Source organism: Kineococcus rubinsiae (assembly GCF_011839805.1).
Lineage (GTDB): Bacteria > Actinomycetota > Actinomycetes > Actinomycetales > Kineococcaceae > Kineococcus > Kineococcus rubinsiae.
Genome location: NZ_VWPY01000005.1, coordinates 93,914 through 105,443, shown reverse-complemented (window position 1 = coordinate 105,443; position 11,530 = coordinate 93,914). Strand labels below are relative to the sequence as shown.

Below are 11,530 nucleotides of genomic sequence, written 5' to 3'. Positions count from 1 at the left end.
CTGTTTGAAGATCCCGCCACGACCACCACGACCCCCGCCCGGCGGTGGGTGTTCTACACGAGACATCTAGTTGAGCAAGCCTCCGCCCTCGCGTTCGGCGGCGACGGTCCAGGCGTAGAGGTGGGTGCCCTGCTGGGCCACAAACCATCCGTCCAGGCAGCGCAGGCCTGGGGCGGTGCGAACCTCTGCCGGCAGCTGCATCGAGAAGAATGGGTCGGTGCTCGGCGCCGCCGTCAGCGTGCAGTCGCCCCGCACTCCCGATTCCGCGGTGCTCAGCTGGACCGTCTTGCCCCTGCCGCGGGTGTCGGAGACCAAGGAGATGCTGCGGGCGTCGGTGGGGACCCAGGTCGGCAGGAAGCTGGTCGCCTCTCCGCGCGTTGGCGCTTCGGACACTGTGCGTAGTGGTAGTGCTTGGTGTAATACTCATCCAAAAGCGTGTCCAGCAGGAGACGGCCGCCGATGCCGATGGCCGCGACGACTGCGATGGCCCCAACGATCACAACAGCTGCATGTCGAGGGTTGCCCGGGATCAAAGCAGTGGGCGCGGTGTCGTCAGTGGTGTAGGGCACGAGTTCCTCCGGACAGACCTGTTGTTGGTAGGCCAGTTCAGGTCCTCGACGGCGCCGGAGGCATCAACCCACGAGATGGCTTCTTGGACGTCTCCCCTCAGCCTCTGGGATGGCGCGGTGCTCGTGACGGATCGTGCTGGGCATCTATGCCGCGCCCCCACCATCACTCGGCTACCGCGTGCGCGGCGACGCCTGGCGCAAGGCTGCACCGGCTCGTGCGCTGAGGAGGATGACGATCATCAGTGGGATGGTGGTGGCGTGTCGGGGTGAGGATCAGGTGTCGGTGGAAATCAGCCCAGTGCGGTAAGCATGAACGACGGCCTGCACGCGGTCGCGCAAGCCGAGCTTCGTGAGGATGCGCGAGACGTGGGTCTTGACCGTCTCATAGCTCAGGAACAGGTCCGAGGCGATCTCCGCGTTAGACCGACCGACTGCCACCAGACGCAAGACCTCGACCTCCCGCGGCGTCAGCGAGCCGGTGCCCGGGGAGCCCTCCGGCACCGGCGTGCGCAACCGGGTCGCGTGCCGGCCGATGAGGGCACGGGTGACGGCGGGGGCGAGCAGGGCGTCGCCGGCGGCCACGGTGCGCACTGCGGCGATCAGCTCGGCCGGCCGGGCGTCCTTGAGCAGGAACCCGCTAGCGCCAGCCCGCAGCGCGTCGTAGACGTACACGTCGAGGTTGAAGGTGGTCACCACCAGCACCTTCACGGGATCCAGCACGTACGGCCCGGCCAGCACCCGCGTGGCCTCGATGCCGTCCAAGACCGGCATCCGAATGTCCATCACCACGACGTCTGGACGCAGGCGGCGTGCGAGATCGATCGCGGCGCCTCCGTCGCCGGCCTCCCCGACGACCTCAAGACCCTCCTGAGCATCGAGGATCGTGGCGAAGCCGGTGCGGATCAGCGCCTGATCGTCGGCAACCAGCACCCGGACCAGGTCGCGGGCGGGCTGCGGCGTACTCATGCTCACGACGCCGCCGTGGGGATCGAGGCGCAGACCCGGAAGCTGCCGTCCGGGCCGGGACCGGTCTGCAGGTGACCGTCGAGCGCAAGCACCCGCTCCCGCAATCCAGTCAGCCCTCGCCCCGGACCGGTCGGCAGCCGGTCGGGACCGGGCAACGCGCCGGTGGCAGGCGCAGCGCTCGTGACCTCGACGCCGACCGTCGCGTCCTCATAGCGCAGCGCGATCGTGACCGGTTGAGACGGCGCGTGCTTGAGTGCGTTGGTCAGCGACTCCTGCACCACCCGGTACACCGCCAGCGCGACCCCGTCGCTCAGCGACCCGGCCCGCCCGTGCTCGATGAGCCGCACTGATTGCCCGGATGCGGCGGCGTGCTCGACGAGGTCGTGCACGCCACCCACCGCCGGCACGCGAGACGACACCGGCTCCGGTTGCCCCGCTGCGGCGTCAAGGACGCCCAACTGGTGCCGTAGCTCGACCAGCGCCCGGCGACCGGTTGCGGCGATGTCGTCGAGCGCCGCAGTGACCCGCTCCGGAGAGGCGGTCAGGTAGGTGGCGGCGTCGGCCTGCACGACCATCGCGGTGACGTGATGGGTGACCACGTCGTGCAGCTCCCGGGCAATGCGTGCGCGCTCGGCGAGCACGGTCGCCTGCCGCTCGCGCTCACGTCGCCCGGTCTCCTCCTGAGCGCGGGCCCGCACCCACGCCCCGAGCGCCCACGACCCACCCAGCGCCAGGAAGAACGCAGCGTAGTCCGCGGGCGGGGCCAGCGAGCCCAGCGCGTGCAAGGTGGCGGCAAGGGCGACGTACGCCGCGACGGCCGCCACGATCAGGAGCCGTCGGTGCCGGGCTTGGTGCGCGCTGGCGCTGTAGAGCGCGACGAACAGCCCGAGCCCGGTGAACAGTGAGGTGTACCCGCGCGCCTGGTAGACGGCGAAGGCCACCGACAGCAGGGTGAGGCACATCATCGGAGCGCGTCGTCGCAGCGCCAGCGGGAGACCCTGCCCGAGCACCAGCAACACGGCGAGGGCATCCAGCGGCCGGGGCGGCAGGTTCGCGAGCACTACACCACCGGATCGCAGCCCCGGGACGACGGCCGCCACGGTGAACACCATCCCCAGAAGTCCGTCCTGTGCCCAAGGGGACAGCAACCGCCACCGGCGCAACGGACCGGCCGTCGGCACCGAAGTCAGCGTCTTCACGCACCCATCGTGCCCTGGGCGCGAGCCATCGACGGCCCTCCCCGCAAGCTTCGGCGGGTCCGGGAGCGCAGCCGACCGCGACGGACGGCCACGAGGAGCAGGGCGAATGTCGCGGCGCTGCACACCAGGACGGCGACGACACTCGCTTCGGGCCCGAAGGCGCCCCCGGTGAGCACTGCGGGCCCGGTGCTGTGACCGGTGAGCAGACCAGCCGGACCGTGCCCCGACCCGGACACCGAGGCTCCGAAGATGCCGCCCTCGGCCAGGTTCCACCCCCAGTGCAATCCGATCGGCAGCCACAGGCTCCGCGTGAGCGTGTACGCAGCTCCCAACAGCAAGCCGGCCTCGACCATGACCGCCAGCGCGCCCCACAGCGTTCCGCCCGGGTTGGCCAGGTGCGCCGCGCCGAAGACCGCGCTCGAGACGGCCAACGCCCCCCACGTACCCGTGAGCTCCTCCGCGACGCGGAACAGCACCGCCCGAAACAGCACCTCTTCGGTCACCGCGACAGCAGCCATGACACCGACGGAGGCAACAGCGTCACCGGCCGAGCCCCACCCGGTCACGCGGTAGCCACCGGCCGCGGCGATCACCGCAAGCGTCAGCGTGAACAGTCCAAGCCCCACCACGAGGCCGCGTCCCAGCTGCGACGGCATGTGATGCAGGCTCACCTCCGCGGCGTCTCGGCGCTCCAGTACCCGCACGGCGCCGGCGTACAGCGCTGCCGCGCCCCCCGCGCAGCCCAAGCCGAGGAGCAGACCGCCCGCGGCCTTCCCGGCGGCGGAGGACGTGACCACGGCGCCCACGACGGCAGAGACGGCCGTGAACAGCACCAGCAGCACCAGCAGCCGCACCGGCGCGGGCCGGAGCCGTGGCGTCGGCGGCCTCTTTGCCTGCTCGCCCGGTTCACCGCCTGGCGCGTCCAGCCCCACCAGCGCGTTGCGCGCCCTTGCATCCTCTGTCGCCACGATGCTCTCCTCTCGTCGCAGCACCCCGCTGCGCACACCCGAAACGCTAGACAGCCCCCCGCCTGCCCGTCGTCGCCCTGCAGCGGGCACGCGCAGTAGCTCTCCAGAGGGACTGCCGCCGCGCACGGCGCCGGACGCTCGGCACTGAGGGCACGGAGGTTGATCAACCGGACGGATCGGTGCGATGTGACATGGGGTCTGCAGAGACTCGACGCGCCACCAACACTCGGGTCTGTCCACGGTCCGGTTGATCCCGTCGGTAAGGGGCGATCAGGCTGCGTGAGCGGCTCGGTGACGTGTCTGGCGATCATTACCGTTAGTCGACCGAGCGTGTCTTGACGTCGCCGCCAGGAATCCGTGGTTCTGCCCCAGGTGAGCATGGTCAGTCGTAGTTCCTCATGGCGCGGCCGGCGGCGGCGTGTCAGAACGTGCTTCTGCAACAGGCTGATCAGGAACTCTTCGCCGCGTTGTCCGCTCAGGTTCCGGCGCCTTTCTCATCGGCTCAGGTGCTTGTGCCGTTGATAGCACCCCAAGCTCACTGTAGGAACGAAATTGGCTACGCGGTCGGAGCGACCGAAAACCCCAGCGGGGTGGCTGCTGCCCCAGGCAACGCGCGGACGCTGTATCGACAGCCTTGGCTGTCGGCCGCTGCGGGTCGTGGTCAACCGACGTGTCGTCGAGGTGAGGTGGCTGACCCAGTCGCGCTATCGCGGTCGTCGTAGACTGCACGAATCTTGAGTCGATGTGAGCCGCCCTTGTGTGCTGCTGCGCGCTGCGCGCGAGGAGCGCCACGGCCGGCGGGGACGTGCGTCTCGCCCTTCTAAGTTCGGCGGCGGCTACGACCCGGTGGACGGCGCGTGGGGTACATCCCCTTTGAACGGTGTGACTGAGGATTGCCTGCACTGCCGTGACCGGTGTGCCGCTCGTGTTGCAGACAGGTGTGGCATCGATCTTGGCCTACGTCAGTGGTTGCGCACGGTTGCGTCAAGAATCGCGGTCGCGGCGGAGCCGGTCAGGCGGGGACGGAACGCAATCGCGGGGAGAAGTTTGCGTGCTGCTCGTGAAGGTGGGTGACAATATTGGCGGGGGTGAGGGGCCGCGCGACGTGGTAGCCCTGAATCACATGGCATCCTAGCTTCCGCAACAGCTTCAAGGTCGCAGCGTCCTCGACGCCCTCCGCGACGACCCGCAGGCCGAGACTGGTGCCGAGGTTGATCACGGCCCGCACGAGGATCTGGCTGTTGGGCTGGTCGGCGCGTAGCACAGCGGTGAACGACCGGTCGATCTTGACTTCCGCGACGGGGAGACGTTGCAGGTAAGACAGGCTCGAGTAGCCGGTTCCGAAATCGTCGAGGGACAGGGTGACCCCGATGGCGGCGATCCGCTCGAGGATGGCCGCGGCGCGCTCGGGGTCGTTCATCACCGCGCTCTCGGTGATCTCCAGGGTCAGCTTCGATGGCGGGAGACCGGCGGTGAGCAGGGCGGTACTGATCTGCTCCGGCAGCGACGGGTCGTTCACGGTCGCCGCGGAGAGGTTCACGGCGACGGACAGGTCGATACCGGCTGCACGCCACGCGGCGCACTGCCGTAGCGACTCGGCCAGGACGATCTGTGTCAGGCGGGGGATGAGTCCGTTGGCTTCGGCGAGCGGGATGAAGATGTCTGGGCTCAAGGTCCCCAGCCGGGGATGCTGCCAGCGCACCAGCGCCTCGACACTGGTGGTGCGGCCGGCGGCGAGGTTCAGCTTCGGCTGGTAGAGGACCTGCAGCTGGTCCTGCTCCAGCGCGACGCGGAGGTCGGCGAGCAGGGCCAGGCGCTCGAGACGACCCTGGTCCAGGGCGGGAGTGTGGAGGACGACGGCGATCTGTCCGGCCTTGGCGGCGTACATGGCGGTGTCGGCGCGGCGCAGCAGGGTGGAAGCCGTGGCGTCGGCCTCGCCGCAACCCAGCGCGACACCCACGCTGGCGCGGGTCGTCAGAACCGCTTCGGGCAGCGGCACCGGTGCCGCGAGGGTGGCAGCGATCTGCACGGCTAGTGCCGTCACCGCTTCTTCGCGACTCCTGCGGTCGCTGCCGTGCCGCCTGCGGGCGCGGCCTCCCGGTAGCTCGGTGACGTCCGGCAGCAGCACGGCGAACTCGTCACCGCCGAGCCGCACGACCGTGGCGGAGGGAGGCAGGGCCGCCATCAACCGGTCAGCCACGGCGCGCAGCAGGGCGTCACCGACGTGGTGGCCGAGGGTGTCGTTGACGTCCTTGAAGTGGTCGAGGTCCAACAGGAGCAGCGCGACGTCTTCGCGCGCGTCGCCGCCCGTGACCGCAGTGATGGCCGCGGTGAGCAGTGCGCGGTTGCCGAGCCCGGTGAGCACGTCGTGGGTGGCTTCGTAGTGCAGCCGCTCGTGGCGGCGACGGCTGTTCAGCGCCACGGCGAGGTGACCGGCGAGCGTCTCGAGCAGGGTGACGTCTTCGGCGGTGAAGGAGCCAGTGCCCTCGATGCGGTCTGCCACGGTGAGCGTTCCTCCGGCCCGCCCGTCCAGCGCGGCGAAGGGCACCGCGACCGCGTCGCGGAACCCAGACGCCTGCAGCCAGGCCCGAGCCGCCGGGTCGCGGGTCCGCCGCGAACGCAAGACCGGGCCATCCGCGACGGTGAGGGCCGTCGCCGCGTCCGCAGGGGCGGGAGCCGCGTGGGGGCGGTCGTCGTCCTGGACCCGCAGCCGCACGAAACGGTCGGTGTCGTGAACCGTGAGTTCGGCGACCTCGGCGCGCATGAGGGTGCGAGCCTGCTCGAGCATGCGACGAGTGAGCTCGTCGAGATCCTCGTCGCTCTCGCTGAGCCGGATGAAGTCGTGCACATGAGCTAGCGACCGGTGACGCCGGTGCAGCACCCGGTAGTGGCGGTACGTCAGGGACGACCCGGCGACGAGGAAAGCCACGACGAAAGCCCCCACGAGGCCGTCGAAGGCGAGCAGGAGAAGTCCGTAGGAACTCGCGGTCGCGAGGCAGCTGATCACGACGGCGGGGAGGTGAACCTCCGCGCGTTGGCGCGTCGACAGCGGCCCCTGGTGCCAGCGGATGACCTGGCACACCGACAGACTCATCAGCTGGTCGATGAAGAGCACGACCAGGCCGCAGAACCAGGCGGTGGCGACTATGAGCGAGGTCGAGGGAGTCAGGAGCAGGTGCAGCAGCGCCAAGCCCGCGGCGACCTCGAAAGCGTAGGCGGAGAGGTTGTACCCCGCCTTGAGCACCGACGACCGCTGGACAGCGAAGGCCAGGGCTGACCCCGCGAGCCGGGCCATCACCAGCTGCCAGGGAGCACAGACGAGCAGCCCGATCACCAGCGGGATGCCGGCGAGGGTGAGGGAGTACGCCTGCGAGCGCACCTCCACATGCAGCAGGAGCAGCTCCGCGGCCAGGAACAGCGCCGCCAGCACCACCGTGAGCGCCCAAGCGGGCCCCGGCAGCGGCAGCACGAGGAGAGGAACGGCGGGGACCGTCGCGACCAGCCCGGCGGCGATGAGCGCCAGGCCGGCCGCGAGGGCGCCGGTCCTGCGAGACGCAGGTGTCGACATGGTGCTCGTCAGCTCCAGCGCGCCGAAGACCAGCGCGCGGAGTCCCAGCTGCTGTCGCTCCAGCGTGCAGAGTCCCAGTTGGCGCCGCTCCAGCGCGCCGACGACCACCGCGCGGAGTCCCAGCTGCTGTCGCTCCAGCGCGCCGACGACCAGCCGTCGGCGGACCACCGGGCCGAGGACCAGCGGGCCGACTGCCACGCCGAGCCGCTCCAGCGCGCGGACTCCCAGCCGTCACCGCTCCAGCGCGCGGAGTTCCAGACCCCGCCGGTCCACGCGGTCCCGGCCGCGGAGAGCTTCGCCCACGAAGCGGACCGGAACGGCCGGCCCTGGACGTCCACTTCACCGCTGAGGACCGTGCCGGAGGCGAGGTCAACGAGGTTGGCCCCACCGCGGGCCGCCTCCAGCGAGCCGGTGCCGGTCGAGACCGGGAACCGCTGCACGGCCGCCTTCAGCGCCGTCTGCGCCGGCCCGACCTTGAGCGCCGCGCGGACGAGACCGACGGCCGCCTCCACGTTGAGCTGACCAGCGCCCTGGGAGACGGCGGGCACGCCGGCCAGCGGGGTCGCGGTGCCCACGAGGGCCGCCTTGACCTGATCGGGGGTCAGCGACGGGTTGGCCTGCACGAGCAGCGCAGCCGCCCCGCTGACCACCGCGGCGGCCTGAGACGTGCCGCTGCCGCGGAACAGTCGGGTGCTCGCGTCGCCGGACACCAGGCCCTCCGGGTGCTGCTGGTCGACCGAGGAGCCGGGGTCGCGCAGCGATGTGATCGACTTGCCGGGCGCGAGGAGGTCCACGTGACGCTCCGCGGTGCCGGTGTTGGTGAACGCCGCAACGGTGGGCGTCTTCCAGCCCCCGACGGTCAGGTTCGGATCCGAGGCGCCCACGGCGATGACGTAAGGGTCCATCGCCGGGTCGGTGAGGCGGAAGGCCTGCTGGCCCTCGTTGCCGCCGGAGACGACGACGACGATGCCGTGGCGCCAGGCGTTCTCGGCGGCGGCCGCGAGGGGGTCGAGCTGGTACGGCTGGAGCGAGTCGGTGCCGAACGACAGGTTGACGACGCGGACGTTCACGCCGTTGTCGTGCGCGTGCTGGCTCACCCAGTCGAGGGCGGCGATGACCTGGCTGACGTCCGTGCTGCCGTTGGCCGTTGCGAGCTTGAGCGGAAGAAGCGTCGCGTCCGGCGCGACGCCCAGCTGATCGGAGGGCTTGGTGCCCTTCGGCTCGCCGCTCACGGGGTCGTGATCCACCACGTCCTCGCCGGCGATGATCGCCGCGAGGTGAGTGCCGTGACCGAACGTGTCGAGGTCGTGCAGGGCCGTGCTGCCGCTCTCCAGGGAGAGGTCGGGGCCGTAGACGACCTTGCCAGCCCCGTCCAGGCCCTTGACTGGGGCGACACCGGAGTCCAGCAGTGCGACCGTCACGCCCTGGCCGGTCAGCGCCCGCCCGGCGGCGTCCTTCTGCCCCCAGACCTTGCGGGCGCCGATCGCGGTCGTGACCGTGAACAGCGAGCCGGGGTCCTTGTCGGCCTGGTACCTCCCGTCGAGCGCCTTGGAGACCTTGTCCGCCACCGGGTCACCCCACTGGTCCTGCATGACCGTGACCCCCTTGGGGGGCTTGGGTGCTGGGGCCGGCCCCGCGAGGGCCGGGGTGGCAGAGAGCAGGGGGAACCCGAGAGCCCCTACCAGCGCCACTACGGCAGTTCTGCGGGTGCAACCCCACCGCACTGAGCGATCCATCGCCATGTCTGACTCCTGAGTCGGGAACCTTCCTTGCCCGGGGGTTCTCGACAGGCGGTGGAGACGACTTGCTCCGCCATTCAGGTCTCATCGGCCATGCGATGGCAGATCCTGAGGCCAGTACGGGACCTGACGTGGTGCACATGAGGCGGTGAGAGGGGAGTAGCCGACGTGAAGTCGACAGTGTCGGCGAGGAGGACGTCGCGCCAGGCGCCGAGGCGCCGGGTCATGCTTGGGCTCGAGCACTGCATGCAGGCGCTACCTCCGTGTCCTTGGAGGCGGCGCGGCCTGTCATGTCTTACCTACATCATGGCCCGAAGCGAAGGCAAGGCGATGGCCGAGTGGATCGCTGTTGCGTGGTAGCCCTGCTTGGCAGGGAACGCAAGACAGCGCTTCAGCACGGCTGGACTAGCAGCGCGGTGGTGGCCGAACCGACCGCGCATGTCTCGGGCGGAGCCGTCGCGGATGCTCAGCAGCCCGATGTGGACGGGTAGGTCGACATTTGCTGTAACGGCGTAACCCATACCGCGTGCGCGAGTCCCCAAGCGTCGGGTCGTCTGTGACGGCCCGGCCATCAGCGCGGCTTTCCACCAGTCGGGTCAGACTGGATAGCTTGCGTGAAGGTTCACGCTGTGCAGGCGGTCAGCGCTTGAGTACCTCATGCCTCAGCATGTGCAGGGCGCCGACTCGCAAGCCGGGGGTAGCCACGGCGGCCACTTTCCGGAGGAAACGATCGTCTTGTAGTTGGTCCAGCAGCATCGCGGCGAGATCCTCGCGTGAGCAGAACCCACCCTTCACCTCGGTCTCCTCGACCGCGTACCCGGCACCCGCCTCATCGGTCAGACCTGGTGGGCGCACGATCGTCCAGTCCAGGCCGCTGACGGAGACCAAAGCCTCCATCTCGGCCATGTCGTCATACACGGTCTTGCCGACGTAGTTGCGCATGAGGCTTCGACACGCCTTGCCCACAGTGCGCCCCGACTGGTCAGAGGGGGTCAGGCTTGCGGAAGTGACCACCACCAGACGCCGCTTGTCGTGGCGACGCATCGCCTCGACCAGCTGGTGTGCAGTAGCGGAGTACACCCGAACCGGGTGCCGGGTGAAGGACGTCCCGATGGTGCAGACGACTGCGTCGCTGTCGGCGACAACCGCGTCGATGGTGCTCTCGTCGGTCGCGTCGCCGGCGATGACGTCCAACCGGTCGTGGTGGATCGGGAACGTCTCCGGGTGCCTGGTCAGTGCGTGTGTGCGGTAGCCGCGGCCCAGAGCCTGTCGGACCAGATGCCGGCCGGTGGGCCCGTTGGCTCCCAGGACCAGCAACCGGGCGTGGCGCAGCTCGACGCGGTGCCCGGGGAGCTCGGCGTCGGCGGCGTCGGGCTCGGCGGAACGCGCGGTCACAGCTCGACGGTCTTGTTGGTGATCGGGTCCTTCGCCGGGTTCGCGGTGACCGCCGCGCGGAGGTTGCCCAGGACGAAGGCGGTCGTGCTGCTGGGCGCCTCCCAGTACTCCGCCGTGTCGGCCTCGATCTTGATCAGCACCAAGCCCGGGGTGTCGAGGCCGTCGGGAAACCAAGCCTTGAGCACCCGTGTGTACAGCTGCTCTGCCTTGGTGCGGTCGTGCACGACCCGGGCTCGACCAGTGATCGAGGTCCACGAGTGATTTTTGGCGTCGGTGAAGGAAACGCCAACCTCGGGGTCAGCGGCGACCTGTGTCGCCTTGGCGGAGTCCTCGTAGGCGAAGAACCACAAGTCTCCGTCGAATTCGGCCTCCTGCAGAGCCATCGGGCGACTGACGTGGCGGCCCTCGGGCGTCATCGTGGTCAGCATCGCCACTTTGGCGTTGCTGACGAGGTCGGCGATGTGCTGGCGGTCGTCGTGCTCAGTGGTGGCCATGCCTCAGCCTCACCCGACTAGCAGGCCTCTGCAACCCAAGAGGGAAGGCAAGCGCTGCGAGGATGGACGTGTGGATGACCATGAGGCGTTGACGGAGGCCGAGCTGGACGAGGTCGTGACATGGAACGTGGTGCGCGTCGCCCGCTTCCTGGGGCAGCGTCTTTCCGAGCGCCTGGCTCCTCAGGAGCTGCACCCGGTTCACTTCGGCGTACTCGCCCAGCTTGACATCACCGGGCAGATGTCCCAGGCCGATCTGGCCCGCGCCGTGCTGCTGCGACCGCAAAGCATCGCCCCTCTGCTCGACGGGCTGGAACGGCGCGGGCTGCTCCAGCGCACCGGCGCCCGCGTGCGCGGGCGCCGCAACCCGGTGCAGATCACCGACGAAGGCCGCCATGCACTCCAGATGGCGTGGGCCGTGGCAACCTCGAGCAACGACCTGAAGGACGCAGGACTGACCACTGCGGAAGGCGCTGAGCTGAACCGGCTCTTGCTCAAGGTCGTCGGCGCGGGCCGGAACAAGCTCAGCGATGAGTCAGCGTGGGACTGGCCCGCACCGTGAGCGGCTGCAGGATGTTGTGTGGCACGCGAGCCAGGAGGACTAGCTGTGCGGACCAGGAGGGTTGCCGCCGACG

Annotated in this window: 9 protein-coding genes; 1 reads left to right on the top strand and 8 read right to left on the bottom strand. The window is 69.8% G+C overall.

What is annotated here, in order from left to right; genetic code table 11:
- Positions 1 to 66 precede the first annotated feature (66 nt).
- The 8 genes from F1544_RS05015 to F1544_RS04985 form a co-directional block, all read right to left on the bottom strand.
- Positions 67 to 393 carry a hypothetical protein gene (locus tag F1544_RS05015; RefSeq protein ID WP_167582804.1) on the bottom strand — a complete coding sequence of 109 codons (327 nt, stop codon included), beginning with the start codon at positions 391 to 393 and terminating at the stop codon, positions 67 to 69.
- 449 nt (positions 394 to 842) lie between these two features.
- Positions 843 to 1,535: a response regulator gene (locus F1544_RS05010; protein ID WP_167582977.1), complete on the bottom strand. Its 693-nt coding sequence runs from the start codon at positions 1,533 to 1,535 to the stop codon at positions 843 to 845.
- Positions 1,536 to 1,537: 2 nt separating this feature from the next.
- Positions 1,538 to 2,734 carry a sensor histidine kinase gene (locus F1544_RS05005; protein ID WP_167582800.1) on the bottom strand — a complete coding sequence of 399 codons (1,197 nt, stop codon included), beginning with the start codon at positions 2,732 to 2,734 and terminating at the stop codon, positions 1,538 to 1,540.
- A complete protein-coding gene (locus F1544_RS26150) occupies positions 2,731 to 3,702 on the bottom strand; it encodes a CPBP family intramembrane glutamic endopeptidase (protein ID WP_308469879.1) in 972 nt (323 codons plus the stop codon). Before F1544_RS26150 ends, F1544_RS05005 begins: the two co-directional genes overlap by 4 nt.
- A gap of 1,012 nt (positions 3,703 to 4,714) precedes the next feature.
- Complete coding sequence (locus F1544_RS23980; RefSeq protein WP_280114573.1) at positions 4,715 to 6,796, bottom strand: putative bifunctional diguanylate cyclase/phosphodiesterase; 2,082 nt, start codon at positions 6,794 to 6,796, stop codon at positions 4,715 to 4,717.
- A 482-nt stretch (positions 6,797 to 7,278) separates the two neighbouring features.
- The gene (locus F1544_RS23975) at positions 7,279 to 8,862 is read right to left on the bottom strand and encodes a S8 family serine peptidase (RefSeq protein ID WP_244307924.1); all 1,584 of its coding nucleotides are present in this window, start codon (positions 8,860 to 8,862) and stop codon (positions 7,279 to 7,281) included.
- A gap of 786 nt (positions 8,863 to 9,648) precedes the next feature.
- On the bottom strand, positions 9,649 to 10,404 hold the full coding sequence (locus tag F1544_RS04990) for an NAD(P)-dependent oxidoreductase (RefSeq protein WP_167582794.1): 756 nt from the start codon (positions 10,402 to 10,404) through the stop codon (positions 9,649 to 9,651).
- The gene (locus tag F1544_RS04985; RefSeq protein WP_167582791.1) at positions 10,401 to 10,898 is read right to left on the bottom strand and encodes a pyridoxamine 5'-phosphate oxidase family protein; all 498 of its coding nucleotides are present in this window, start codon (positions 10,896 to 10,898) and stop codon (positions 10,401 to 10,403) included. Before F1544_RS04985 ends, F1544_RS04990 begins: the two co-directional genes overlap by 4 nt.
- Positions 10,899 to 10,968: 70 nt before the next feature.
- Here F1544_RS04985 and F1544_RS25240 point away from each other — a divergent pair, with 70 nt between their 5' ends.
- Positions 10,969 to 11,457, top strand: coding sequence for a MarR family winged helix-turn-helix transcriptional regulator (locus F1544_RS25240; protein ID WP_167582788.1), 489 nt, complete (start codon positions 10,969 to 10,971; stop codon positions 11,455 to 11,457).
- Positions 11,458 to 11,530: the final 73 nt, after the last annotated feature.